25 protein-coding genes are annotated in these 23,327 nt (G+C 74.0%); 11 read left to right on the top strand and 14 right to left on the bottom strand.

Features of this window, described 5'->3' with window-relative positions; all coding sequences use genetic code 11:
• Positions 1-63 precede the first annotated feature (63 nt).
• Complete coding sequence (locus tag AB0C78_RS02870; RefSeq protein ID WP_360741103.1) at positions 64-780, bottom strand: class III extradiol ring-cleavage dioxygenase; 717 nt, start codon at positions 778-780, stop codon at positions 64-66.
• A 144-nt stretch (positions 781-924) separates the two neighbouring features.
• Between AB0C78_RS02870 and AB0C78_RS02865 the strand changes: the two genes are divergently transcribed.
• Positions 925-1,413, top strand: coding sequence for a MarR family transcriptional regulator (locus AB0C78_RS02865; protein ID WP_360740962.1), 489 nt, complete (start codon positions 925-927; stop codon positions 1,411-1,413).
• A gap of 12 nt (positions 1,414-1,425) precedes the next feature.
• Here the strand turns inward: AB0C78_RS02865 and AB0C78_RS02860 are convergent, their stop codons facing one another.
• Genes AB0C78_RS02860 through AB0C78_RS02850 form a run of 3 tightly spaced genes read right to left on the bottom strand, consistent with a single transcriptional unit; the run spans position 1,426 to position 3,766 of the window.
• On the bottom strand, positions 1,426-2,529 hold the full coding sequence (locus AB0C78_RS02860; protein ID WP_360740960.1) for a winged helix DNA-binding domain-containing protein: 1,104 nt from the start codon (positions 2,527-2,529) through the stop codon (positions 1,426-1,428).
• A complete protein-coding gene (locus tag AB0C78_RS02855) occupies positions 2,519-3,157 on the bottom strand; it encodes a TetR/AcrR family transcriptional regulator (protein WP_360740958.1) in 639 nt (212 codons plus the stop codon). Before AB0C78_RS02855 ends, AB0C78_RS02860 begins: the two co-directional genes overlap by 11 nt.
• Before the next feature lie 33 nt (positions 3,158-3,190).
• Complete coding sequence (locus AB0C78_RS02850; protein ID WP_360740956.1) at positions 3,191-3,766, bottom strand: helix-turn-helix domain-containing protein; 576 nt, start codon at positions 3,764-3,766, stop codon at positions 3,191-3,193.
• An 84-nt stretch (positions 3,767-3,850) separates the two neighbouring features.
• On the opposite strand from AB0C78_RS02850, the gene AB0C78_RS02845 reads away from it, so the two are divergent.
• Positions 3,851-5,047, top strand: a complete 1,197-nt coding sequence (locus AB0C78_RS02845) for an FAD-dependent monooxygenase (RefSeq protein ID WP_360740954.1) — start codon at positions 3,851-3,853, stop codon at positions 5,045-5,047.
• Here AB0C78_RS02845 and AB0C78_RS02840 read toward each other — a convergent pair.
• Both AB0C78_RS02840 and AB0C78_RS02835 read right to left on the bottom strand, forming a co-directional pair.
• The gene (locus AB0C78_RS02840) at positions 5,044-5,502 is read right to left on the bottom strand and encodes a hypothetical protein (RefSeq protein WP_360740952.1); all 459 of its coding nucleotides are present in this window, start codon (positions 5,500-5,502) and stop codon (positions 5,044-5,046) included. The genes AB0C78_RS02845 and AB0C78_RS02840 overlap by 4 nt on opposite strands.
• A gap of 87 nt (positions 5,503-5,589) precedes the next feature.
• Positions 5,590-8,511, bottom strand: coding sequence for an AAA family ATPase (locus tag AB0C78_RS02835; protein ID WP_360740950.1), 2,922 nt, complete (start codon positions 8,509-8,511; stop codon positions 5,590-5,592).
• A 103-nt stretch (positions 8,512-8,614) separates the two neighbouring features.
• On the opposite strand from AB0C78_RS02835, the gene AB0C78_RS02830 reads away from it, so the two are divergent.
• Positions 8,615-10,069 (top strand): MFS transporter, encoded by a 1,455-nt coding sequence (locus AB0C78_RS02830; protein WP_360740948.1) that lies wholly within the window; start codon positions 8,615-8,617, stop codon positions 10,067-10,069.
• Positions 10,070-10,100: 31 nt separating this feature from the next.
• Here the strand turns inward: AB0C78_RS02830 and AB0C78_RS02825 are convergent, their stop codons facing one another.
• A complete protein-coding gene (locus AB0C78_RS02825) occupies positions 10,101-10,820 on the bottom strand; it encodes a hypothetical protein (protein WP_360740946.1) in 720 nt (239 codons plus the stop codon).
• Positions 10,821-10,895: 75 nt separating this feature from the next.
• Here AB0C78_RS02825 and AB0C78_RS02820 point away from each other — a divergent pair, with 75 nt between their 5' ends.
• The 3 genes from AB0C78_RS02820 (at position 10,896) to AB0C78_RS02810 (ending at position 13,351) form a co-directional block, all read left to right on the top strand.
• A complete protein-coding gene (locus AB0C78_RS02820) occupies positions 10,896-11,771 on the top strand; it encodes a LysR family transcriptional regulator (RefSeq protein WP_360740944.1) in 876 nt (291 codons plus the stop codon).
• Between the two features lie 89 nt (positions 11,772-11,860).
• Positions 11,861-12,670, top strand: a complete 810-nt coding sequence (locus AB0C78_RS02815; RefSeq protein WP_360740942.1) for a methyltransferase domain-containing protein — start codon at positions 11,861-11,863, stop codon at positions 12,668-12,670.
• A gap of 45 nt (positions 12,671-12,715) precedes the next feature.
• Positions 12,716-13,351 (top strand): helix-turn-helix domain-containing protein, encoded by a 636-nt coding sequence (locus AB0C78_RS02810; protein WP_360740940.1) that lies wholly within the window; start codon positions 12,716-12,718, stop codon positions 13,349-13,351.
• A 21-nt stretch (positions 13,352-13,372) separates the two neighbouring features.
• On the opposite strand, the gene trpS is transcribed toward AB0C78_RS02810, so the two are convergent.
• The gene (gene trpS / locus AB0C78_RS02805; RefSeq protein ID WP_360740938.1) at positions 13,373-14,512 is read right to left on the bottom strand and encodes a tryptophan--tRNA ligase; all 1,140 of its coding nucleotides are present in this window, start codon (positions 14,510-14,512) and stop codon (positions 13,373-13,375) included.
• A gap of 219 nt (positions 14,513-14,731) precedes the next feature.
• Between trpS and AB0C78_RS02800 the strand changes: the two genes are divergently transcribed.
• The 3 genes from AB0C78_RS02800 to AB0C78_RS02790 all read left to right on the top strand — a co-directional run bounded on the left by AB0C78_RS02800 (position 14,732) and on the right by AB0C78_RS02790 (position 17,225).
• Positions 14,732-15,220, top strand: a complete 489-nt coding sequence (locus AB0C78_RS02800) for a MarR family winged helix-turn-helix transcriptional regulator (protein WP_151538996.1) — start codon at positions 14,732-14,734, stop codon at positions 15,218-15,220.
• 74 nt (positions 15,221-15,294) lie between these two features.
• The gene (locus tag AB0C78_RS02795) at positions 15,295-16,746 is read left to right on the top strand and encodes an MFS transporter (protein ID WP_360740935.1); all 1,452 of its coding nucleotides are present in this window, start codon (positions 15,295-15,297) and stop codon (positions 16,744-16,746) included.
• Positions 16,747-16,757: 11 nt separating this feature from the next.
• Positions 16,758-17,225, top strand: a complete 468-nt coding sequence (locus tag AB0C78_RS02790; RefSeq protein WP_360740933.1) for a TIGR03618 family F420-dependent PPOX class oxidoreductase — start codon at positions 16,758-16,760, stop codon at positions 17,223-17,225.
• Positions 17,226-17,251: 26 nt separating this feature from the next.
• On the opposite strand, the gene AB0C78_RS02785 is transcribed toward AB0C78_RS02790, so the two are convergent.
• The 4 genes from AB0C78_RS02785 to AB0C78_RS02770 all read right to left on the bottom strand — a co-directional run bounded on the left by AB0C78_RS02785 (position 17,252) and on the right by AB0C78_RS02770 (position 20,118).
• Positions 17,252-18,160: a M56 family metallopeptidase gene (locus AB0C78_RS02785; RefSeq protein ID WP_360740931.1), complete on the bottom strand. Its 909-nt coding sequence runs from the start codon at positions 18,158-18,160 to the stop codon at positions 17,252-17,254.
• Positions 18,157-18,537: a BlaI/MecI/CopY family transcriptional regulator gene (locus AB0C78_RS02780; RefSeq protein WP_151538991.1), complete on the bottom strand. Its 381-nt coding sequence runs from the start codon at positions 18,535-18,537 to the stop codon at positions 18,157-18,159. Before AB0C78_RS02780 ends, AB0C78_RS02785 begins: the two co-directional genes overlap by 4 nt.
• A gap of 181 nt (positions 18,538-18,718) precedes the next feature.
• Entirely contained in the window at positions 18,719-19,006 is a 288-nt protein-coding gene (locus AB0C78_RS02775) for a hypothetical protein (RefSeq protein WP_360740929.1), read from the bottom strand.
• Positions 19,003-20,118 carry a sialidase family protein gene (locus AB0C78_RS02770; protein ID WP_360740927.1) on the bottom strand — a complete coding sequence of 372 codons (1,116 nt, stop codon included), beginning with the start codon at positions 20,116-20,118 and terminating at the stop codon, positions 19,003-19,005. The genes AB0C78_RS02775 and AB0C78_RS02770 overlap by 4 nt, the downstream gene beginning before the upstream one ends.
• Positions 20,119-20,230: 112 nt before the next feature.
• On the opposite strand from AB0C78_RS02770, the gene AB0C78_RS02765 reads away from it, so the two are divergent.
• Both AB0C78_RS02765 and AB0C78_RS02760 read left to right on the top strand, forming a co-directional pair.
• Positions 20,231-20,662, top strand: a complete 432-nt coding sequence (locus tag AB0C78_RS02765; RefSeq protein ID WP_360740925.1) for a TIGR03667 family PPOX class F420-dependent oxidoreductase — start codon at positions 20,231-20,233, stop codon at positions 20,660-20,662.
• Positions 20,663-20,666: 4 nt separating this feature from the next.
• Complete coding sequence (locus AB0C78_RS02760) at positions 20,667-21,461, top strand: enoyl-CoA hydratase (RefSeq protein WP_360740923.1); 795 nt, start codon at positions 20,667-20,669, stop codon at positions 21,459-21,461.
• Here AB0C78_RS02760 and AB0C78_RS02755 read toward each other — a convergent pair.
• Both AB0C78_RS02755 and AB0C78_RS02750 read right to left on the bottom strand, forming a co-directional pair.
• Positions 21,342-22,616, bottom strand: coding sequence for a HAMP domain-containing sensor histidine kinase (locus AB0C78_RS02755; protein ID WP_360740921.1), 1,275 nt, complete (start codon positions 22,614-22,616; stop codon positions 21,342-21,344). The genes AB0C78_RS02760 and AB0C78_RS02755 overlap by 120 nt on opposite strands.
• The gene (locus AB0C78_RS02750) at positions 22,609-23,292 is read right to left on the bottom strand and encodes a response regulator transcription factor (RefSeq protein ID WP_360740919.1); all 684 of its coding nucleotides are present in this window, start codon (positions 23,290-23,292) and stop codon (positions 22,609-22,611) included. The genes AB0C78_RS02755 and AB0C78_RS02750 overlap by 8 nt, the downstream gene beginning before the upstream one ends.
• Between the last annotated feature and the right edge of the window lie 35 nt (positions 23,293-23,327).

Genomic DNA, 23,327 nt, shown 5'->3' with positions numbered 1-23,327 from the left:
CGACGGCCCCGGCGGAGCGTGAACGCCGCCGGGCCGTCGCCGTGCCTTCTACCAGGCCTTCGCTCAGCCGAACTGGAACGAGCGCTTCGCCATCCCGAACCAGTAGCCGTCGATGACGGACCGCCGCCCGGACGGCGCGTCGGCGTCGGCGCCGAGCGCGACGAACAGCGGCGCGAAGTGCTCGGTGCGCGGGTGGGCGATGCGCGCGGCGGGCGCCTTGGCGCGGAAGTCGAGGAGCGCGTCGACGTCGCCGCCCTCGACGGCGCGGTCCGTCCACTCGTCGAACTCGGCGGACCAGGCGGGCGGCGGGGCGTCCGGGACGGGGCTCATGGCGCGCAGGTTGTGGGTGGTGAACCCGCTGCCGACGATCAGGACGCCCTGGTCGCGGAGCGGCGCGAGGGTCCGGCCGACCTCGAAGAGCCGCGCCGGGTCGAGGGTCGGCATGGACATCTGGAGCACCGGGACGTCCGCGTCCGGGTACATCTCCACGAGCGGGACGTAGGCGCCGTGGTCGAGGCCGCGTTCCTCGTCCTGGTGCACGCCGGGGACGAGTTTGCGCACGTCGCCGGCCAGTTCCGGGGCGCCGGGCGCGTCATAGCGGACGGTGTAGTAGTGCTCCGGGAAGCCCCAGAAGTCGTACACGAGCGGCACGGGGCGGGTCGCGCCGATCGACAGCGGCGCCTCCTCCCAGTGCGCGGACACCATCAGGATCGCCTCCGGCTTCGGCAGCCCGGCCGACCAGCGGGCGAGCTCGGCGGTCCAGACGGCGTCGTCGGCCAGCGGCGGCGCGCCGTGGCTGAGCTAGAGCACCGGCATCCGGTTCATGACGTCCCCCATGAGAAAAAAGTTCAGATCTGAACCATATCTCCGAGTTGGTTGAACGTTCAAGTCTTGAGGGTTCAAATACTTGCGTAAAATACGGACATGACCGACACCCGGTGGCTCGACGCCGACGAGCAGGAGACCTGGCGCGCGTTCCTGTGGACCTCCCGGCTGCTGACCGAGGCCCTCGACCGCCAGCTCCAGCGCGACTCCGGGATGCCGCACGCCTACTACATGATCCTGGCGATGCTGTCGGAGTCGCCCGGCCGCGCGCTGACCATGACCGAGCTCGCCGCGATCGTCCACTCGTCGCCGAGCCGGCTGTCGCACGCGGTCAACCGGCTGGAGGCGGCCGGCTGGGTGCGCCGGTCCAAGGACGCCGAGGACCGCCGGACGACCATCGCCGAGCTGACCGACGAGGGGTTCGCGGCGCTGGAGAAGGCCGCCCCCGGCCACGTCGCCGAGGTCCGCCGGACCCTGTTCGACCCGCTGACCCGCGAGCAGATGCTGGAGTTCCGCAAGACCCTGCACACCCTGCTGACCTCGCTGGACCCGCACGGCGAGGCGCCCTGCGCGAGCAGGCGCCCCTGACGGCGCCGCCGCTCAACCGGGGTCGGGCGGCTCGAACTCGACGGTCCGGGTCTTCGCGGCCGGGTGGGCGGCGGCCAGCAGGCGCGCGCCCTCCTCGGCGAGCGCCTCCCGCTCGCGCGCCGGGACCGGCGCGAACGGGAAGATCCGCAACTCCACGCCGCCGCGCACCTTCCCGATCTTCCACATGCCGTGGACGAACCCGTCCACCAGGTACGTCGCCCGGATGATGCCGTTGACGGTGAAGACCCGCCGGCGGTGCTCCTCGCTGATGATCCGCGCCCGGTCGGCGTGCGAGAGCAGCAGGTTGTCGAAGTCCGGGACGAACCGGACGGGCGCCGGCGTGTCCGGGTCGGGGCGCGGCGCGTCCGGCAGGTCGTAGAGCGTGCGGCCCTCCTCGTCCCGGAACGCCCGCAGGCCGGACCGGTGCCGTTCGACGACCTCGCCCAGCCGCGTCAGGCCCGACCACTGCTGGACGTCCTGGACGGTCGCCGGCCCGAACGCGCCGAGGTAGCGCAGCACCATCTCGTCGACGGACGGCTCCGGGACGGGGTGGCCGTCCAACCAGGCCTCCAGGGTCGTGTGCTTGGCGACGCCGGACGCGCCCCAGATCCCGCGCGGCGGGACCTGCACCAGCGGCAGCGAGAGGCGGACGGCCCAGACGAGGTCGGTGGCGTCCGCGTCCGGCCGGTGCTCGGCGAGGAGCGCGCGCAGCTCCTTGTCGGAGCGCGGCGCGTCCTCCAGGATCTTCCTCGCGTGGGCGGCGGCGCCGGGGACGCCGGTGAGGCCCGCGCCGCGCGGGCTCCTGAGGTGGTTGTCGAGGATCGGCTGCGTCAGGGGCCGCAGCATCAGCGCGTCGCGCGCGCTGACCAGGTGCAGCGTGCCGCGCATCAGCACGATCCGCAGGACGCGGCGGTCGGTCATGGGTGCGGTGAGGTCGTCGAAGCCGAACCCGTCGAGCCTGCTCCAGAGCCCGATGTGCGGCGGGTTGGGCGCCTGCGACTGCATCCCGACGAGGTGCTCGATCGCCTCGACGGCGGTCATGGCGTGCCGCCGCAGCAGCATCTGCCGTGCCAGCAGCGCCCGGTTGAGGGCCCGCCGGTCCACGCTAGTCGTCATACCGGCCACGCAGCTCCTGCCAGGCGGGGGGCGGGCCGGGCAGGTCGGCGGCGTCCGCGAGGTGCAGCGAGTCGAGCATGAGCGCCAGGTAGCGGTGCTGGAGCCGGTTCATCCGCTCGTCGTCGCCGATCCGGATGCCGTGCAGGTACTCCAGCATCACCGAGACGTCGCCGACCTCGATGTCGCGGCGGAGCGCGCCGGCCTCCTTCACCCGCTCCAGCAGCCGCGTGGTGGCGAGGTGGATCTCGCGGCCCTTGGCGCTCATCGCGTCGGTGACGGGGAAGCTGCCCGCGAGCCGCATCGTCAGGGAGCCGGCGCCGATGTCCAGGCAGCGGCGCATGAACGCGGCGAAGGCCTCCCACGGGTCGCCGTCGTCGGCGAGCGCCGCCTCGACCTCGGCGAGGTAGCGGTCCATGCCGTCGTCGGCGAGCTTCTGGAGCAGGTCCTCCTTGCTCTTGTAGCGCCGGTAGAGGGCGCTGATGCCCACTCCCGCGTGCTCGGCGACGGCGGCGATGGGGGCGCCCGGGTCCGCGGTGAACACCGCCCGGGCCGCCTCCCGGATCAGTTCGTCGTTGCGCGCCGCCTGGGCCTTGCGGCCGCTCATGGGCGCCGGCGTGGTGGTCTCCATGCCGTCCATACTAGGGGAACGAATGATTCCGTTCTACTGAAGCGGCGCCGCGACCGCGCGCACCGCGTCCACCAGCTCGGACGCGGCCGGCACGCCGTCCGGGTCGACGAGCGCCTGCGCCGCGAGGCCCGCCAGCAGGGCCTGGTAGCAGGCGCCGGCCAGCTCGGCGCGCCGCTCCCCGAGGACCGCCGGACCCGTCCCGAACAGCTCGGCCAGCCCGAGCCGCGCCTCCCGGTTCGCGTCGGGGAACGCGGCGCGTAGCTCCGGCGTCCGCTCGATCTGCGCGATCACCTCGAACTGGATAGCCCACAGCGGGCGCGTCCGCGCGAACGAGGCGAGGATCCGCTCCCAGGTCGCCTCGAACCGCTCCGCGCCGGTCAGGCCGGGGTCGGTCTCGGCGGCCAGGATCGCGGCGATCTCCCCGCCCCACTCCTCGATCGCCTGGCGCAGCGCCGCCCGCAGCAGCTCGTCCTTCGAGCCGAAGTGGTAGCCGATGGCGGCCAGGCTGACGCCCGACTCGGTGGCGATGTCGCGCGCCGTCGTGCGCGTGTAGCCCTTGCTCAGCAGGCAGCGCCTCGCGCCGTCCAGAAGGTCCTCGCGGTTGCCCATGGGACGACCCTAGCCGATGTCTCGCACAAGTGTCTTACACGAACGTCTTGCACAATTGTCTTACACGGATGTACCGTCCAGGGCATGACGAACACGAACACGAACGTCCTGATCTCCGGCGCCGGCATCGCGGGCCTCACCCTCGCCTTCTGGCTGCGCCGCCACGGCTTCGCCCCGACCGTCGTGGAGCGGGCGCCGGCCATCCGCGCGGGCGGCTACAAGGTCGACGTCCGGGGCGCGGCGCTGACCGTCGCCGAGCGCATGGGCCTGCTGGACGAGCTCCGCGAACGGCGCACCGGCGTCCGGAGCGGGACGGTCGTGAACGCGGCGGGCAAGCGGGTCGCGAGCATGGACGGCGACACGTTCGGCGGCCGGGTCCACGGCGACGCGGAGGTCCTGCGCGGCGACCTGCACCGGCTGCTCTTCGAGCGCACCGACGCCGAGTACCTGTTCGGCGACGCGATCGCCGGGCTCACGCAGACCGCCGGCGGCGTCGAGGTCGCCTTCGAGAGCGGCCTCGTCCGGACGTTCGACCTGGTGATCGGCGCCGACGGGCTGCACTCGGCCACCCGGGCGCTGGCCTTCGGGCCCGAGGAGCGGTTCGTCCGCGACCTCGGCCACCGCATCGCGATCTTCGGCGTGCCGAACCACCTCGGCCTGGACCGCGAGGAGGTCACCTACATCGGCCCCGGCCGGACGACCCTCGCCTACAGCGTCGACGGCGACGCCGACGCCAAGGCGATGTTCCTGTTCCGGTCGGACGACGCGGACGTCCCGCGCGGGCGGGCCGCGCAGCAGGAGGCGCTGGCCGCCGCGTACGCGGGCGAGGGATGGGAGGTCCCGCGGCTGCTGGACGGGATGGCAGAGGCGCCGGACTTCTACTTCGACGCGGTCGCGCAGGTCCACATGGACCGGTGGTCGAGCGGGCGGGTCGCGCTGCTCGGCGACGCCGCGTACTGCGCGTCGCCGGCGTCGGGCCAGGGCACGAGCCTGGCGCTGGTCGGCGCGTACGTGCTGGCCGGGGAGCTGGCCGCCGCGGGCGGCGACCACGAGGCCGGGTTCGCCGCGTACGAGCGGGAGATGCGGCCGTTCGCCGAGCGGAACCAGAAGCTCGGGCCGGCGAACCTCAAGCGCATGGTGATGCGGACCGCGGGCGCGGTCCGCACGTCGATGGCGATGCTCGGGCTGATGGGCCGGATGCCGGGCCGGGAGCGGATCATGGCCAAGGTCATCGCCCCGATCCACGCCGCCGCCACCGCCATCGCCCTCAAGGAGTACTAGGCGGCGACCGGGCGCGGGGCGCGGAGCGCGCCGGCCCGGACGGCGATGACGGCGAGCTGGACGGCGATCGAGACGCCGAGGAAGCAGAGCACCTCGCCGACGTGCGGCGGCTGCTGCGCGACGAGGACGCCGAGGGCGATCTTGCCGGCGATCATGGCGCCCCACAGGCCGAGCGTGACCGCGTTGCCCTTGCGCCGGACGCCGCCGTCGGCCTCCCGCCACATCGGCATGAGCGCGCCGCGCGCCAGGCCCATGGCGGCGCTGAGCGCGAGCGACCCGGCGAGCAGTTCCCAGTGCGCGGTGTCGGCGGGCCGCCAGTCGGCGAAGGTGGCGATCCCGATGGCGGCGAAGATCAGCGGCTTGCGCAGGTCGTCCGCGAGGCGGCCGACGGCCTGGACGGTCATCTGGCGCTGGATCGACCAGGCGACGAGCGCGGCGAGCAGCAGGTACATCATCGGGGCTCCTTCGTTCCTGTAGCGACATGTCAAAACTAGAACCTCCGCTCATGACATGTCAATACTGGAATGTGAGCGAGGGCCGGATCAGCCGGCGGGCGGCTCGAACAGGCGCAGCCGGTGCGCCAGCGCCGCCGCCTCCGTCCGCGACGCGACCTGAAGCTTCGCCAGGATGTTGGACACGTGGACGCCCGCCGTCCGGGCGGAGATGAACAGCGCCTCCGCGATCTGCCGGTTGCTGCGGCCGTCGGCGACCAGCCGGAGCACCTCGGTCTCGCGGCGCGTCAGGCCGAGCCGCCGCGCCGGATCCGGTGCCGCCGGCTCAGGACCAGGCTCCGGGACCGGCTCGTCCAGGGAAAGGCGGGCGCGCGCGGCGAGCAACTCGATGTCCCTGAGCAGCGGCTTCGCGCCGAGCCGCGCGGCGATCGACGCGGCCTCCCGGCACCGCCCGGCCGCCTCCACGGACGGGACGCCGGGCTCCTCAGCCGCGCGGAACAGCGCCCAGGCCAGCCGGTAGGGACGACCGAGGTCGCGCCACGCTCGCACGGCCTCGTCCCACCCCTGGTCGCCGGCCTCGGCGCGGAACGACGCCCGGTACGCGTGCTGGACGGGACCGATGACCGGCAGCCGTCCGGCCAGGTCGCGCAGCTCGGCCAGCCGTTCTCGGGCGCCGCGCGCCGCGCCGGGGTCGGCGGCCGACCGGGCGAGCCGCTCCCCGCACAGCCGGGCGCCGGTCAGCAGCAGCGGCCACACGAAACGGGACGTCTCGGGCAGGCCGGGGCCGTCGAGGGCGCGGGCGAGGATCCCGTCGGCGGCGGTGAGGTCGTCGCGGGCCATCGCGACCCGGCAGCGCAGGTCGTGCAGCGGGAGCCGGAACGCCTTCCCCCAGTAGCGGTCCCCCATGACCGCGTACGCGGCGTCCGCCGCCTCCCCGGCCGCCGCGGCATCGCCCTGCGCGAGCAGGAGGAACCCCAGGTTGACCTGGGCGAGCGCACGGAACAGCGGCGGCGGGTCGAGCGCGAGGACGCCCCGCAGCAGGGCGGCCGCCTCGTCCCAGCGGCCCAGCTCCCACAGCGGCTCGGCGCCCTTCGCGGCGAGGCCCGCGCCCTGGTCCCGGTCCAGGCCGGCGCGGCGCGCGGTCTCCATCCCGCTCGCGACGACCTCCGCGGCCCGCTCGTCCAGGCCCATGCCGTGCAGCGCGTCCGCCTCCGCCATTGCCGCGATGACCAGCGGGACCGCCGACTCCCCGGCGGCCCGGGCGATCTCCGCGGCCTCCGCGATCCGGGCCAGCCCGGCGTCGAGGTCCCCGGCGGCGCCGTCGAGCGAGCCGAGCGTCAGCAGCGCCCACGCCCGCACCCGCGCGTCCCCGGACTCGCGCCCGGCGGCGAGCGCCTCGGCCGCCAGCGCCCGCGACTCGTCCGGGCTCGACATCAGGAACAGCCGGTTGGCCAGCGTCGACAGCGGACGTCCCCGGACCGCCGCCGACGCCCCGTCCGGCAGCAGCGCCACGGCCGCGCGCAGGTCGTCGAGCGCCGGGTCGCCGAGCCGATGGCGGAGCATGCTGCGCAGTTCGAGGAGCAGCGCGGCACGCCGCGGATCGCGCTCCCGGTCGAGCGCGGCGAGCGCCTCCGAGGCCAGGTCGACGCCCCGCGCCGCCTCGCCCGCCGACAGGCACGCCTCCGCCGCGCGGTGCAGGACGTCGATCCGGTCGGCGCCGAGGACGCGTTCGGGCTCGGTGATGCCGTCCCACTGCCGGAGCACGCGTTCGAGGATCCGCAACTGCTCGGGGTGGGCGTGGACGGCGCGCGCGGAGGCGGCGGCACGCCACAGCGCGTCGAACGCCTGGTCCTTCTCGCCTGCCGCGCACCAGTGCGCGGCCTCTTCCGCTGCGGCGCGCCCGTCCGGGACGAGGTCAGGGTCGGCTTGCAGGGCCGCACCGGCCCGCTTGTGCAGACGGGCGCGCGCGCTCGGCAGCACGTCCTCGTACACGGCCTGACGTAGGAGCGCATGCCGGAACGTGTATCCGTCGCCATCCGCCAAGAGGAGACCGCGATCTACCGCAGGGCGTATCGCGTCCTCTAGGGCCAGATCGTCCAGGCCCGTCACGGACGCCAGGAACCGATGCGCGAGGCCACCGCCCCATGCCGACGCCACCGACGCGGCGTGCAGCACGCTACGAGACCCGTCCGGCAGCACACGGAACCCGGCGAGCAGCAGGTCCCGCAGCCGGCGCGGCGTCCCGCCCTGCGCGCCCGCGTCCGCCAGCGCCTCCACGAACAGCGGGTTGCCCTCGCTGCGCCGCGCGATCTCCTCGACGACGCCGCGCTCCGGCAGGTAGCCGAGCCGGGCGGCGACCAGCCCGCCCACCTCGTCGCAGGTCAGCGGCGCGGGTTCGAGCAGGCGGACGCGCGGCGACCGCGCCAGCCCGGCCAGCACCGGACGCAGCGGATGCCGCTCGTCCAGGTCCGTGGACCGGTACGTGCCGACCAGCAGCACCCCCGGCCCGGACAGGTTGTGGACGAGGAACGCCAGCAACTCGCGGCTCGACGGGTCCGCCCAGTGCAGGTCCTCCAGGACGACGGCGAGCGGACGTTCCCGCGCCGCGCCCTCGACCAGCGTCAGGACGTCCTCGAACAGCCGCGCCCGCCCGTACACCGGGTCCGGCTCGTCCGGCGCGACGCCCAGGACCGGCAGCCAGTGCGCCAGCCCGAGCCGCCCGCCGCCCGGCAGCAGTCCGGCGGCGCGCTCGGCGCCGAGGTCGCGGACGAGCCCGCGCATCGCGGCGATGAACGGCGCGTAGGCGAACCCGCCGCCGGCCTCCAGGCAGTCGCCGCGCACCACCCGCGTCCGGGACGGCAGCCGGGCCGCGAACTCCGCGACCAGCCGGCTCTTGCCGATGCCCGCCTCGCCGCCGACCAGCACGGTCACCGGCCCGGCCTCGCACGCGCGCGCGTAGGCGTCCGCGAGCGCGACCAGTTCGGCCGTACGGGCGACGAGAACGGACGCCACCGCACCTCCTGAGCACCCGGTCCGGGAATCTGAAGAACCCGGCCCGACGGACTACGTATTCCTCCCAATGTGGCACGGGCCGCGCGTCACGACCGTAGAGGTCATGGCATCCGAAAAGCACAGCCGGCTGATCCTGCCGGTCATCCTCTCGGCGACGTTCATGGTGTCGTTCGACTACATGGTCGTGAACGTCGCGACGCCGTCACTCCAGCGCGACCTGCACGCCGGGCCGGTCGCCCTCGAACTCGTCATCGCCGGCTACGCCTTCACCTACGCCAGCGGCATGGTGACCGGCGGGCGCCTCGGCGACCTGTTCGGCCACAAGCGGCTGTTCCTCCTCGGCATGGCCGCCTTCACCGCAGCGTCGCTGCTGTGCGGGCTCGCGCAGTCGCCCGTCCAGCTCGTCGCGGCGCGGCTGCTCCAAGGCCTGACCGGCGCGGCGATGGTCCCGCAGGTCCTCGCGCTGATCACCGCCGCGCTCCCGGCGGCGGACCGGCCGCGCGCGATGGCCTGGTACGGCGTCGTCCTCGGCGGCGGGGGCGTCGCCGGGCAGATCGGCGGCGGCCTGCTCCTCCAGGCGGACCTGTTCGGCCTCGGCTGGCGGACGATCTTCCTGGTGAACGTGCCGGTCGGCGCCGCCGCGCTCGCGCTCGCCGCCCGGTCGCTGCCCGGGACCCGGTCGGACCGGCGGCCCCGCCTCGACCCGGCCGGCGCGGTCGGGATCTCCGCCGCCCTCGCGCTCGCGCTCGTCCCGCTCGCCATGGGCCGCGAGCAGGGCTGGCCCGCGTGGACGTGGATCTCGCTCGCCGCGTCCGTCCCCGTCCTCGCCGCGACGCTGGGGTGGGAGCGGCGGCTCGCCCGGACCGGCGGCGAGCCGCTGCTCGACCTCGCGCTGTTCCGCGCCCGCTCGTTCGACCTCGGGCTGGCGCTGAACGTCGCGTTCCTCGCCTCGTTCGGCAGCATGAACGTCGTGCTGACGATGCTGCTGCAGGGCGGCCTGCACCTGACGCCGCTCGAAGCGGGCCTGGAGTTCGGGCCGATGGCGGTGCTGACCATGGTCGCGTCGCTGTTCGGCCGCCCGCTCGTCGCCCGGTTCGGGCCGAAGGTGCTCGTGTGCGGGACGGTCGTCAGCGCGCTCGGCGTGCTGGCGTTCGCCGTCGAGCTGCACGTCCTCGGCGGCGACGTCACCGCCCCGTGGCTGCTCGCGCCGCTCGGGCTGCTCGGCCTCGGCGGCGGGCTGACGCTGCCGTCGGTGATCGGCGCGGTGATGTCCGGGATCCGGCCCGCGCAGGCGGGCGCCGCGTCCGGGGTGCTGAGCACCACCCAGCAGTTCTCCGGCGCGACCGGCGTCGCGGTGCTCGGCGCGATCTTCTTCGCCGCGCTCGGCGCGCACCCCGGCCGGGCAGCGTTCGCGTCCGCCGCCGAGACCGCGATCTGGGCCGACTTCGGCCTGACGGTCGCGACCGTCGTGCTCGCCGTGCTGTTCCTGCGCCCTGCCCCGGCCCCGGCGGCCCCCGCCGCTCCGGTGCGGGAGCCGCTCCTCGACAAGCGGGTCTGACGCGAGCCCGCCCCGCCCGGCCGGGCCCGCGTCAGGCCCGGCCGGCGGCCCGCTCGCCGACCGCGGCGCATGCGGCGGCGACGAACGCGGCGACCACCGGATGCGGGCGGCTCCCGTCCCCCGCCAGCTCCGGCTGGAACAGCGTCGCGAAGTAGAACGGGTGCCCGGGCAGCTCGGCGATCCGCACCTGGCCCTCGTCGTCGTGGCCGGTGAAGCGCAGCCCGTTCGCCTCCAGCGTCCCGACGTACTCGGGGTTCGGACCGAACGTGCAGTTGAAGCGCTCGATGCTGCGCGACGTCCCCATGATCCGCTCGGCGGACGAGCCGGGCGCCACGTTCACCTCGCCCTCGTGCCCCGCGAGCGAGCAGGCCAGCGGCGTGATCACCGCGTCGTCGCCGGCGTCCTCGTTCTCCGCGTGCTTGGCGCGGGCGATCCCGCAGACGTTCCGCGCGTACTCCAGGATCATGTGCTGGAAGCCGCCGCACGTCCCGAGCACCGGGATCCGGCCCTCCCGCGCCGACCGGATCGCGGTGAGGACGCCCGCCTCGCTGCGGTACGGGCTGCCCGGCAGCAGCCAGACGCCGTCGAAGCCGTCGAGGCCGGCGCCGACCTCGTCGGTCGGGATCCAGTACGCCTCCGCGAGGAGGCCGTCGCGCTCCCGGACCGCGTCCAGCAGGCGCGGGATCCGGACGTGCGACCGAACGTTCGGGGACCGGTCCCCGACCAGGGCGATGCGCGCTGTGAAGGTCATGCCCCGATCCTGACCCCGTCCCCCGCTTAAGCGCCAACGATGATTTCCGATGCGAACATAAGCGACACTTATCTCGTGGACCCGCACCTGCTCCGGACGTTCGTCACCGTCGTGCGGACGGGCTCGTTCTCCGCCGCCGCGGCCGAGCTCGGCTACACGCAGGCCGCCGTGTCGCAGCAGATCGCGTCGCTGGAGAGCGACCTCAAGGTCGCGCTGCTGCACCGGCGGCCGGTCGGCACCACCGAGGCCGGCGCGCGGCTGCTGGAGCACGCCGGCCCGATCCTGCTGCGGCTCCAGGCGGCGCGCTCCGAGATCGTCCGGATGTCCGGGACGGCGCGGGCCCGGCTGCGTGTCGGCGCGTCGCCGCTGGCCTCCGCCTACATCGCGGAGCCCCTCGCTCGCGCGCGCGCCGCTCACCCTCGCGTCGAGGCCGCGGTGCGGGTGATGGGCCGCGCCGAGATCGACGTGGCGGTCGCGGCGGGCGACCTCGACATCGGGCTGGTCGACGGGATCGCCGCGCCCAACGACCCGCTCCGGCTGGCCGACACCGTCCCGCTGGCGGCCGTCGCCGTTGCGGAGCGGCCGCTCGCGCTCGTCCTGCCGTCCGCGCATCCGCTGGCGGCGCGTCCGGGCGCGGACCTGAACGACCTGGTCGACGCGCTCTGGCTGGACGTCCCGGACGTCGCCGTCCCGCTCCCCGCGCTCCGCCAGGCCACCGGCTCGCGCGACGGGTTCGCCCCGTCCCTGACCTGCGAGGGCGGCGACGTGCAGCTCCTCCTCGCGCTCATCGCCGCAGGCCATGGCCTGGCCGTCCTTCCGGCGGGGCTGGTACGCGGTGAAGGGCTCGCGGAGGTGCCCGTGCGCGCGCCCCGGGTCGTCCACCGGACGGAGCTGCTGCATTCCCGCGCCACCGACCCCGCGACCGCCGCGTTCGTCACCGCGCTGAGCTGAGCAAACGCATCCGGCCTTGACCTGCGGCGAAGCACGCCCTCATTATGAACGTACGTTCATGAACATGCGTTCACAACGAGGAGGCTCCGATGGACGTCGTCAACACCGCCCAGGCCGAGGCATGGAACGGCTACGAGGGCGAGCACTGGGCCGACCACCACGACCGGTACGACGCCGTCAACAACGGCTTCGACGCCGCGCTGCTGGAGACCGCCGCGATCGGTCCCCGCGACCACGTCCTCGACCTCGGCTGCGGCAACGGCTACGTCACCCGGCTCGCCGCGCGGCGGGCCCCGCTCGGCCGGGCGCTCGGCGTCGACCTGTCCGCGCCGATGCTCGCCCGCGCCCGCGCGCTCACCGATCGGGAGGGCGTCCCGAACGCCGGGTTCGAGCAGGGCGACGCGCAGGTCCACCCGTTCCCGGACGCCGCGTTCGACGCCGCGGTCAGCCGGTTCGGGATCATGTTCTTCGCCGACCCGGTCGCCGCGTTCGGCAACGTCCGGCGCGCGCTGCGCGACGGCGGACGCCTCGCCTTCCTCGCCATGTCGTCTCCGGCCGGGACCGACCTCGGCACCGTGTTCGCCGCGATCGCGCCACAGGCCGAGACCGTCACCGGGCACGGCGGGCCGCTGTCGATGTCCGACCCGGACCGCGTCCGCGAGATCCTCGGCGCCGCCGGGTTCCGCGACGTCGCCTGCCGCACCGTGCACGCCGAGCAGGTCTGGGGACGCGACGCCGCCGACGCCGCGGAGTTCCTCGCCGGCTGGGGCCCCGTCCGCCACAACCTCGGCGACGGCCCCGGACTCCGCGCCGCGATCACCGACGCGATGCGCCCGTTCGAGCGCGACGGCGCCGTCCGGCTGCGCGGCACCGCCTGGCTCGTGCGTGCCCGCCGCTGAGCGGTGCCGTGGACCCCGGCGGCCGGATCTATACGATGCGGGGTGATGTCACCTCGAAAGGCGGCCGCGCTGCGCGGCGGCGACCGGACCCTGCGCGAGCACCTGATCGCGACCGCCGAGCGCATGATCGCCGAGCGCGGGACGGCGGGGCTGACCGTCCGGGCCATCGCGCAGGAGGCGGGCGTCGCGGGCGGCGTGCTCTACAACCATTTCGCCGACAAGGAGGAGCTGATCGCCCTCGCCCTGCGCGCCCGCGCCACGGCGATCGAGAGCGGCCTCGATCCCCTGCCCGCGCCCGGCACCGGCACGGTCGAGGGCAACCTGCGCGCGTACGTCGCCCACGGGCTGGCCCTGCACGGCCGGCTGGTCCCCGCGCTGACCGGCCTGATCGCGACCCCGGAGGTGCTCGCCCGGTTCGCCGGGCTGAGCGACCCCGACCGTGACTGGCGGCACCGCCTGCGCGGCTACCTGGAGGCCGAACGCGACCTCGGCCGCATCGCCGCCGGCGCCCCCGTCGACGCCGCCACCTCCATGATCGTCGGCGCCTGCCACGAGCCGGTGCTGTCGGCGCTGTTCCAGGGCCGGGGCATCGCCGAGCCGTCCCCCCGCTCCTCGGTGGACGACCTGGTCGCCGCCGTCCTCGAAGGCATCGGGCCGCGCGAGGCCGCCGGTCCGGGCTGAACCCGCGGGGAGCGCGCGCCCTCAGGTGGTCATGGACATCGCTTCGCGAACCTCGTCGAGGGTCCGGTCGGCGATCGCGGCGGCGCGCTCGTTGCCTTCGGCGAGGACGCGGCGCAGGTGGCCGCGGTCGGCCATGATCTCGGCGCGGCGGGCGCGGATCGGGCGCAGGAACTCGTTGACCGACTCCGTCACCGTCCGCTTGAGCGCGGCGCCGCCGCCGTCGCCGATCTCCGCGGCGACCTCGCGCGGGTCGCGGCCCTGGCAGAGCGCGGCGAGCAGCACCAGGTTGGACACCTCGGGACGGGTGTCGGGCGCGTACTCGATGTGCCGGTCGGCGTCGGTGACGGCCCGCTTGATCAGCCGGGCCGTCTCGTCGGGGGTCGCGGACAGCGCGATCGCGTTGCCGCGGCTCTTGCTCATCTTGCGGCCGTCGGTGCCGAGCAGGGTCGGCGCGGCGGACAGCAGCGCGTCCGGGACCGGGAAGACGGGGGCGTACCGGTCGTTGAAGCGGCGCGCGATCGTCCGGGTGACCTCCAGGTGCGGGAGCTGGTCGGCGCCCACGGGGACGAGGTTGGACTTGCAGAACAGGATGTCGGCGGCCTGGTGGACTGGGTAGGTGAACATCAGCCCGCTGACCGAGGCCTGCTTGGACGCGGCGATCTCGTCCTTCACGGTGGGGTTGCGGCTCAGCTCGCCGACCGTGACCAGGGACAGGAACGGCAGCATCAGCTGGTTCAGCGCGGGCACGGCGCTGTGCCGGAAGATCGTCGCGGTGGACGGGTCGATGCCCGCGGCGAGGTAGTCGGCGACGAGGCCCTCGACGTGCTCGCCGAGCCGGTCGGCGACGTCCCGGTCGGTGAGCACCTGGTAGTCGGCGACCAGCACGAACAGGTCGACGCCGGCGCGCTGGAGCCGGACGCGGTTGGCGAGGGTGCCGAAGTAGTGGCCCAGGTGCAGCGCGCCGGTCGGCCGGTCGCCGGTGAGGATCCGGAACGCGCCGGGGTCGGCGGCGACGCGCGCTTCGAGGTCGCGGTAGGGGTCGGCGCCCTGCGCGGTCTCGCCGACCGGCGCAGTCCCGGTGGCCTGCGGGGTCTCAGCGGCCTGCGCGGTCTCGGCGGGCTGCGCGGTCTCGGCGGGCTGCGGGTTCTCGGTGGTCTGCATGGGGCTCTCCTCCTGGTTCCGGGGCCCGCCGGACGGACCCGGGTGCGGAGAAGAGAGCGGGCCGTCCAGCGGACGGCCCGAGGCGTGCGTGGGTGTCGGCCGTCCTAGGACGGCCGCCAGCACAGGCACGCGGTGCGCTTCATGCCTTCACGGTATCCCATCCGGGTTCCGGATGGCAGTAGATAATCCGGAACGGAACCACCTGGGTAGGCTGGGGGCATGACCGCGCTCGCCCCTGCCAACACCGTGACGGACCTGTCCTACCTGCTCGACCACACCTCGCACGTGCTGAAGTCGCGGATGACGGCGGCGCTCGGCGAGATCGGGCTGACGCCGCGCATGCACTGCGTGCTGGTGCACGCCCTCGAGGAGGAGCGCACGCAGATCCAGCTGGCCGAGATCGGCGACATGGACAAGACGACGATGGTCGTGACGGTGGACGCGCTGGAGAAGGCGGGGCTCGCGGAGCGGCGCCCGTCGTCGGCGGACCGGCGCGCGCGGATCATCGCCGTCAGCGAGAAGGGCGCCGAGACCGCCCGGCGGGGGCAGGAGATCGTCGACCGGGTGCACGCGGAGGCGCTCGGGTCGCTGCCGGACGGCGAGCGCGACGTGCTCGTGCGGGCGCTGCGGCGGCTGGCCGAGGGGCATCTGAGCACCCCCGTGGAGCAGGCGCAGCCGGTGCGGCGCAAGCGGGAGCGCAACAAGTAGGTCGACAATAGATCGTCTCTAACAAAACTATCTGCTAACGTCTCTCCTGTTCGCCTCGAACGGGAGATGACCCCATGAACCTGTCCGCACGGTCCCGCGGGACCGCCCTCGGCGTGCTGTCCGCCGCCGCGCTGATGACGATCCTGGACGGCAGCATCGTCACCGTCGCGATGCCGTCCATCCAGCGCGACCTCGGCTTCTCCGCCGCCGGGTTGAGCTGGACCGTCAACGCCTACCTGATCGCCTTCGGCGGCCTGCTGCTCCTCGCCGGACGGCTCGGCGACCTGATCGGCCGCAAGACGATGTTCCTCGCCGGGAACGCGGTGTTCACCGGCGCGTCCGTGCTCGCCGGCGCCGCCACCACCCCGGGCCTGCTCATCGCCGCCCGCTTCCTGCAGGGCGTCGGCAGCGCGATGGCCTCCGCCGTCGTCCTCGGCATCCTCGTCACGCTGTTCACCGAACCCGGCGAGCGTGCGAAGGCCATCGGCGTCTTCAGCTTCACCGGCGCCGCCGGCGCGTCCATCGGCCAGGTGCTCGGCGGCGTGCTCACCGACGCGCTGAGCTGGCACTGGATCTTCCTGATCAACGTGCCGATCGGGCTCGCCACGATCGCGCTCGCGGCCGTCGCCCTGCCCCGCGACGCGGGCAGTGGGCTGCACGGCGGCGCCGACGTCGCAGGCGCGCTGCTCGTCACGTCCGGGCTGATGCTCGGCATCTACACCGTCGTCAAGGCCGAGGACGCCGGCTGGCTGTCGGGCCGCACGCTCGGCCTCGGCGCCGTGTCGCTGGCCCTGCTCGCGGGGTTCTTCGTCCGGCAGGCGAAGGCCGCCACGCCGCTGATGCCGCTGCGCCTGCTGCGCTCCCGCAACGCGTCCGGCTCCTACGTCGCGCAGATGCTGGCGCTGTCGGCGATGTTCTCGTTCCAGATCATCGTCGCGCTCTACATGCAGAAGGTCCTCGGCTACGACGCGCTGGAGACCGGCCTCGCGATGCTGCCCGCCGCCGTCGCCATCGGCACGATCTCGCTGTTCGTCTCGGCGCGGCTGAGCCGCCGCTTCGGCGAGCGCGTCGTGCTGCTCGCCGGGCTCGTCCTGCTGATGGGCGCGATGGGATGGCTGACCCGGATCCCGCAGGACGCGGGCTACGCCGCCGACCTGCTGCCCGTGATGGTGCTGATCTCCGGCGGCGGGCTCGTCCTGCCCGCGCTGACCGGCCTCGGGATGTCCGGTGCCCGCCCCGACGACGCGGGCCTGGTATCCGGGCTGTTCAACACCGTCCAGCAGATCGGGATGGCGCTCGGCGTGGCGGTGCTGTCGACGCTCGCCGCGTCCCGCACCGAGCACCTGCGCGCGGACGGCCGGTCCGAGGCCGCCGCGCTGACCGGCGGCTACCACCTGGCGTTCACCGTCTCGGCGGGCCTGCTGGTCGCCGCGTTCCTGGTCGGCGTGCTCGTCCTGCGCAGCCCGAAGGCCGCCGCGGACGCCACCGCCCCCGCCTCCGCCGAATCCGTCCCCACCAACGCCTGAAGGAGATCGCCATGACCGAGTACGGCCCCGGACAGGGACCCGGCCCCAAGCCCATCGGCGAGGACGACCTCGCCCGCCTCCTCGGCGAGCAGCAGTTCGCCGTCCTCGCCACCACGAAGAAGAGCGGCCACCCGCACCTGTCCACCGTCGTCTACAGCTGGGACGCGGCGGAACGGATCGCCCGGATCTCGACGACGGCCGGGCGCGCGAAGGTCAAGCAAATCCGGAACGACCCGCGGGCCGCGCTCCACGCGGCCGCCCCGGACCACCTGTCGTTCGTGGTCGCCGAGGGGACGGCGGAACTGTCCCCGATCAGCGAAGAGCCCGGCGACGCCACCGGGCTGGAGCTCCTCGCGATGACGCCCGGCTTCCCCGACCCCGCCGACGAGCGGGCCTTCCTGGAGCAGATGGTCAAGGACGAGCGGCTCGTGATCCGGCTGCGCGCCGACCGGCTCTACGGCACCGTCCTCGCCGACTGATCCGGATCAGTCGGCGAGGGGTGGGCTCAGGTGGGCAGCACCATGAGGATCAGCGGGAGACCGGCCAGCAGCGGCACGGCCGCCGTCGCGGCGAGACGGGCCCGGCGCGACAGCGGCTTCGGCTCCAGCAGCCGGTTGACCCGCGCCATCACCGGGATGTCGTCGGCGGACGCGACGCCGAGCGTCCCGGACGGCGCGGCGGCCGGGCGGGCGGCGGCGAACCGCAGCAGCGCCGTCGCCAGCTCGCGCGGCGGCCGGCCCGACCGGGCCCGGTCGTCCGCGGCCATCTCGATCAGCAGCTCCACCGCGTCCAGGCACCGTCCGACCAGCCCGAACTGCGGGAACACCTGGCGCAGCGACGCGAACGGCAGCAGCACCAGGTCGTGGCGCTCGCGCGCGTGCGCGCGCTCGTGCGCGAGGACCGCGGCCAGCTCGGCGCGGTCCAGCAGCTCGAGGGTCCCGGCGCTCACCACGACCTTGGACGAGCGGACCCCCGGAACACAGTAAGCGGCCGCGCCCGGATGGTCGAGGACCAGGGTGCCGGGCACGGCCGAATCGCGGCGGGAGACGAGGGCGAGGAGTACTCGGTGCCGGTGTCTGGCGCGGACCACGCGGACCACCGCGTACATCAGCATCACCAGCAGCACGGCGGCGAGGCTCACGGCCGCCAGCAGCGCGGCCATGTGCACGGCGTCGAGCCTGGCGGCCTGGTCGTCGTAGAGGCCGGGGACGCCGCCCAGCACGCCCTTGCGGTACGGCGCGAGCGCGACGCCGAGCAGCGCCCCGATCGTGGCGACGCCCCAGCACAGGCCGAGCGACTGCCAGAGGGCGATGCCGAGGCGCGGGGTGCGCCACGTCCACCTGGCCCGGGACAGCAGGTGCGCCCCGCCGACGGTCCCCAGGGAGATCAATGCGAGCAGGGCGGTTCCGGTCATGCCGGTGGTTCCTTCGTGAGGCCGGCCAGGGCCTGGCGGATCACGTCGACCTCGTCGCTCGAGACCGACCGGACGAAGTGCGCCAGCGCGGCGTCGCGGTCGCCCGTCTCGCTCAGGGCGCCCAGCATCAGCTCCGTGACGTAGCTCTCCCGGCTCGCGACCGGCCGGTACCGCCACGCGCGGCCGTCCCGCTCGCGGGCGAGGAAGTCCTTCTTGGCGAGCCTGTCCAGCACGGTCATCACCGTGGTGTGGGCGAGGTCGCGGTCATGGGCCAGCGCACGGCTCACGTCGCGGGCGGTGGCGGCGCCCGAGCCGGCGTCCTCCCGCGCCCACAGAACCTCCATGACCGTGCGTTCAAGCTCTCCAAGACCCTTCACGACGTCCAGATTATCCGACGGAGGGCCAGGTCACCACGGCGGGTAGTACTACGGGCTTCCGTACTACATCCCGTAGTACTACAGTTGGTCGTAGAAGCGGCGTGCCGGAGCCACGGTCGGCAACCACGCACCGGCGCGCCGCACCCTCCCTGACTGCGCCCCTGACCACCCGCCGCGCCCTCTAGCCGCCGGCCATGGCGCCCACCACCATGAACGGCTCGGCGCCCGCGACGACGGGCCCCGGCAGCGGCGCGTCCACCGGCTCATGGGACAGATCCTCCGCGCACGCGTAGAAGCGCACGAACGCCCGCCGCCGCCCCGTCGCGCGATCGCGGATCGTCCCCCGCAGCATCGGGAACCGGGCCTCCAGCGCGTCCAGCACCGTCGCGATGGTCGCCCCCTCGACCTCCACCTCCCCGTCCACCCCGGCGAGCTCCCGCAGATGCGAGGGCAGCACCACACGGATCACGGCAGCGCCTGCACTTCCACCGAGAGCACCGCCGGGAGGTCGCGGACGATCGGCGTCCAGGTGTCCCCGTCGTCCGAGGACCCGTACACCTGCCCGCCGGTCGTCCCGAAGTAGATCCCGCACGGGTCCAGCGAGTCGACCGCCATCGCGTCCCGCAGCACGTTGACGTAGCAGTGGCTCTGCGGCAGCCCCTCCGTCAGCGGCTCCCACTCGTTCCCCCCGGCCCGGCTCCGGTAGACGCGCAGCCGCCCCTCCGGCGGGTAGTGCTCCGAGTCGCTCTTGATCGGCACGACGTAGACGGTGTCCGGCTCGTGGGCGTGCACCGCGATCGGGAACCCGAAGTCGCTCGGCAGGTCGCCGCTGATCTCCCGCCACGTCTCCCCCGCGTCGTCGCTGCGCATGACGTCCCAGTGCTTCTGCATGAACAGGACCTCCGGACGCGACGGATGCATCGCGATCCGGTGCACGCAGTGCCCGACCTCCGCCTCCGGGTCGGGGATCCCTTCCGACCGCAGCCCCCGGTTCGCCGCCCGCCACGTCTTGCCGGCGTCGTCGGTGCGGAACACGCCCGCCGCCGATATCGCCACGTACATCCGCGCCGCGTCCACCGGATCGAGCACCACGGTGTGCAGGCACATGCCGCCGGCGCCCGGCTGCCAGTCCGGCCCCGACCCGTGGCCCCGCAGGCCCGGCAGCTCCTGCCAGGTCCGCCCGCCGTCACCGGTCCGGAACAGCGCCGCGTCCTCGACGCCCGCGTACACCACGTCCGGGTCCACCGGCGACGGCTCCAGATGCCACACCCGGTTGAACTCCCACGGACGCGGCGTCCCGTCGTACCACTGGTGCGTTCCGGGCTCCCCCTCGTACCGGAACTCGTTGCCCATCGGACGCCACGTCGCGCCCCCGTCGTCCGACCGCTGGATCAGCTGCCCGAACCAGCCGGTCGACTGCGACGCGTACAGCCGCTGCGGATCTGCGGGCGATCCGGCGACGTGGTACATCTCCCACCCGCCGAAGTGCGGCCCGCTGACGTCCCACGTCTCCCGCTTCCCGTCCGCGGTCAGCACGAACGCGCCCTTGCGCGTCCCGACCAGTACCCGGACCCCGCTCATGACACTCTCCTCTCGACGACTCCCAGAAGAGACCAGCCACCCCCGCAAAACTCATCGCCTCGTCCCGTCACCGATACCGTCATGCCCCGGCCGGGGCGTAGCATCGGCCGGCGTGGCGAGCGAAGTGATCCCTGACCCGGCCACCGCCTTCGGCGAGCGCGTCCGCCGGCGGCTCACCCGCGAGACGACGATCTGGCTGACGACCGTCGGGCGCGACGGCACCCCGCAGCCGAACCCGGTCGGGTTCCTGTGGGACGGCGCCGACAGCGTGCTGGTCTACAGCCAGGCGGGCGCGCGACGCCTCGCGAACATCCGGCGGCGGCCGCTGGTCTCGCTGAACCTCGACAGCGGCGGCGGCACCGACATCGTCGTCCTCACCGGCACCGCCGAGATCCTCGACGGCGGCCCGCCCGTCACCGGCAACCTGGCCTGGCTGGAGAAGTACGGCGAGGCCATCGACGCCCGGTTCGGGAGCGCCGCGGCGTTCGCGGAGAGGTTCTCGGTCCCGGTCCGCATCCGCCTCACCCGCGTCCGCGGCTCCTGAGAACATGACCCGTCCCGCAGATCCCGGCCACGCCCGAGAGCCCGGCCACGCCCGCGTGCGGGTGGACGATCAGGGCATCGCCACCCTCACCATCACGAACGCCCGATCTCTGAACGTCCTCTCCACGCCCGTGATCGAGGACCTCCGCCGGGCCCTCGCCGGCCTGCGCGCCCGCGACGACGTCAGGGTGCTGATCATGCGCGGCAGCGGGGAGAAGGCGTTCATCGCGGGCGCCGACATCGACGAGATGGCCGGCCTCGACGGCGCGTCCGGCCGCGCGTTCATCAGCCGGCTGCGCGCGCTGTGCGACGACCTCAGGGACTTCCCCGCCCCGGTCATCGCCAGGCTCGCGGGCTGGTGCCTCGGCGGTGGCCTGGAGGTCGCGCTGTCCTGCGACCTGCGCATCGGCGGTGCGGGCTCCCGCTACGGGATGCCGGAGGTGAGGCTCGGCATCCCCTCGGTGATCCACGCGGCGCTGCTCCCCCGGCTCATCGGCGCCTCGCGCGCCACCTGGCTGCTGCTGACCGGCGAGGACGTCGACGCCGCCACCGCGCTGGACTGGGGGCTCATCCAGAAACTGGCCGGGCCAGGGGAACTGGACGCGGCTGTGGACGGTACCGCTCGTGGGTTGGCCGCGCTCGGCCCGCTGGCCGTGCGGCAGCAGAAGAGACTCTTGCGCTCATGGGAGGACGTCCCTCTGCCCCAGGCCATGGACGAGAGCGTCACCGCCTTCGGTGAAGCGTTCGCCACCGGTGAACCGCAGCGGTTCATGCGCGCTTTCCGCGACCGCCGCCGGTGACGGCTCGTCCGCCGTCTGGTGGGGTCCGGCCGGGGACGGCTCCTGGCGCGTCCTGGGCAGCCGGATCGTGACGACGAGGCCGCCGGCGGGACGGGGCGTGAGGTCCAGGGTGCCGTCGTGAGCTCGGACGATGCTGTGCACGATCGCCAGCCCGAGGCCGACGCCGGCGTGCTCGTCGGTGCGGATGCGGCGCGTCCCGCGCTGGAAGGGTTCGGTGAGCGTCGGCACCAGGTCCCAGGGGAGCGGATGGCCCGTGTTCTCGACCCGCACGACGCTCGCGTCGTCGTGAGACGCCGTGTGGACGGTCACGGTCCCGCCTGCGGGGAGGTTGTGGACGATGGCGTTCTGGACGAGGTTCGTCACCATCCGCAGGATCAGCTCCGCGGAGCCGACCGTCTGGGCCCTCTCGCCGGTGACCTCCAGCGTGATCTGCCGCTTCTCGGCGAGGGGAAGCAGCGTCTCGGCGGCCTCCTCCGCGATGAGGGACAGGTCGACGGGCTCGCGCGTGAAGCTCCTGCGGTCGCTGCGGCTGAGCAGCAGGAGGGCCTCGGTGAGGTTGATCGCGCGCGTGTTGACGGTCTGCAGGCGTTCGAGGAGTTCGCCCCGGTCCCACGCGGGGTCGTTGCGGGCGACGTCGAGGAGCGTCTGCGAGATCGCCAGCGGGGTGCGCAGCTCGTGGGAGGCGTTCGCGGCGAACCGCTGCTGCTCGGTGATGTGCGATTCGAGCCGTTCGAGCATGGTGTCGAACACGTCGGCGAGCTCGCGGAACTCGTCGCGCGGGCCTTCCAGGCGGATCCGGTGGGACAGCGACCCGTCCGCGGCCAGCCGCGCCGCGTCCGCGATCCGGGTGAGCGGCGCGAGCATCCGGCCGGCGAGGAGCCATCCGCCGACGAGCCCGAACAGCAGGAGGAAGCCCAGTGCCTGGGCGGCGCGGGGGGCGAAGGCCCGCCAGAGGTCGGTGCGGTTGGGGACGAAGCGCGGCGCCGGCCCCGTGTGCCGGAAGAACTGCGGCCCGGTCGTGATCACCCCGTCGGGGACGTAGCGCAGCAGGAACACCCAGACCACGGCGAGCAGGAGGGCGCCGGAGAGGACGATCACCCCGGCGTAGCTGATGGTGAGCTTCAGCCGCGCGCTCAGCCCCGGACGCCTACGCATGTGCGTCGCCGGGCCGCGTCGTGTCGATCCGGTAGCCGACGCCGGGCACCGTGGCGATCAGCCATGGCTCGCCGAGCCGTTTGCGCAGCGCGGAGACGGTGATGCGGACGGCGTTGGTGAACGGGTCGGCGTTGGCGTCCCAGGCCCGTTCCAGCAGCTCTTCGGCGCTGACCACCCCGCCTTCGGCGGCGACGAGGACGTCGAGCACGGCGAACTGCTTGCGGGTGAGCGCGACGTAGCGCCCGTCGCGGAAGACCTCCCGGCGGAACGGGTCCACCCGCAGGCCCGCGATCTCGCTGACCGGGGGCCGTGCGCGCCCGCGCCTGCGGTCCAGCGCCCGCAGCCGCATGACCAGCTCCCTCAGCTCGAACGGCTTGGTGAGGTAGTCGTCGGCGCCGAGCTCGAACCCCGAGGCCTTGTCGTCGATCCGGTCGGCCGCGGTGAGCATGAGGATCGGCAGGCCGCTGCCGGACGCGACGATCCGCCGGGCGATCTCGTCGCCGGACGGGCCGGGGATGTCGCGGTCCAGGACCGCCAGGTCGTAGGAGTTCACGGCGAGCATCTCCAGCGCGGAGTCGCCGTCGCCGGCGATGTCGGCGGCGATCGCCTCCAGCCGGAGGCCGTCCCGGACGGCCTCGGCCAGGTAGGGCTCGTCTTCCACGATCAGCACACGCACGCCTCAAGGCTATGCGGCCTCGCATATCGCCGACG

The sequence above is a fragment of the Actinomadura sp. NPDC048394 genome (assembly GCF_040651755.1).
In the GTDB taxonomy this organism is placed as follows: domain Bacteria; phylum Actinomycetota; class Actinomycetes; order Streptosporangiales; family Streptosporangiaceae; genus Spirillospora; species Spirillospora montaniterrae.
The sequence above is the reverse complement of the archived record's forward strand: the minus strand, read 5'-3'. Positions and strand labels throughout refer to the sequence as shown.

Bases quoted from the DNA above. Each gene is read 5' to 3' on its own strand.
- AB0C78_RS02865 (WP_360740962.1), top strand. From the start codon at position 925: ATGACCGACACCCGGTGGCTCGACGCCGACGAGCAGGAGACCTGGCGC.
- AB0C78_RS02860 (WP_360740960.1), bottom strand. From the start codon at position 2,529: ATGACGACTAGCGTGGACCGGCGGGCCCTCAACCGGGCGCTGCTGGCA.
- AB0C78_RS02855 (WP_360740958.1), bottom strand. From the start codon at position 3,157: ATGGAGACCACCACGCCGGCGCCCATGAGCGGCCGCAAGGCCCAGGCG.
- AB0C78_RS02850 (WP_360740956.1), bottom strand. From the start codon at position 3,766: ATGGGCAACCGCGAGGACCTTCTGGACGGCGCGAGGCGCTGCCTGCTG.
- AB0C78_RS02845 (WP_360740954.1), top strand. From the start codon at position 3,851: ATGACGAACACGAACACGAACGTCCTGATCTCCGGCGCCGGCATCGCG.
- AB0C78_RS02840 (WP_360740952.1), bottom strand. From the start codon at position 5,502: ATGATGTACCTGCTGCTCGCCGCGCTCGTCGCCTGGTCGATCCAGCGC.
- AB0C78_RS02830 (WP_360740948.1), top strand. From the start codon at position 8,615: ATGGCATCCGAAAAGCACAGCCGGCTGATCCTGCCGGTCATCCTCTCG.
- AB0C78_RS02825 (WP_360740946.1), bottom strand. From the start codon at position 10,820: ATGACCTTCACAGCGCGCATCGCCCTGGTCGGGGACCGGTCCCCGAAC.
- AB0C78_RS02815 (WP_360740942.1), top strand. From the start codon at position 11,861: ATGGACGTCGTCAACACCGCCCAGGCCGAGGCATGGAACGGCTACGAG.
- AB0C78_RS02810 (WP_360740940.1), top strand. From the start codon at position 12,716: ATGTCACCTCGAAAGGCGGCCGCGCTGCGCGGCGGCGACCGGACCCTG.
- trpS (WP_360740938.1), bottom strand. From the start codon at position 14,512: ATGCAGACCACCGAGAACCCGCAGCCCGCCGAGACCGCGCAGCCCGCC.
- AB0C78_RS02800 (WP_151538996.1), top strand. From the start codon at position 14,732: ATGACCGCGCTCGCCCCTGCCAACACCGTGACGGACCTGTCCTACCTG.
- AB0C78_RS02795 (WP_360740935.1), top strand. From the start codon at position 15,295: ATGAACCTGTCCGCACGGTCCCGCGGGACCGCCCTCGGCGTGCTGTCC.
- AB0C78_RS02790 (WP_360740933.1), top strand. From the start codon at position 16,758: ATGACCGAGTACGGCCCCGGACAGGGACCCGGCCCCAAGCCCATCGGC.
- AB0C78_RS02785 (WP_360740931.1), bottom strand. From the start codon at position 18,160: ATGACCGGAACCGCCCTGCTCGCATTGATCTCCCTGGGGACCGTCGGC.
- AB0C78_RS02770 (WP_360740927.1), bottom strand. From the start codon at position 20,118: ATGAGCGGGGTCCGGGTACTGGTCGGGACGCGCAAGGGCGCGTTCGTG.
- AB0C78_RS02760 (WP_360740923.1), top strand. From the start codon at position 20,667: ATGACCCGTCCCGCAGATCCCGGCCACGCCCGAGAGCCCGGCCACGCC.
- AB0C78_RS02755 (WP_360740921.1), bottom strand. From the start codon at position 22,616: ATGCGTAGGCGTCCGGGGCTGAGCGCGCGGCTGAAGCTCACCATCAGC.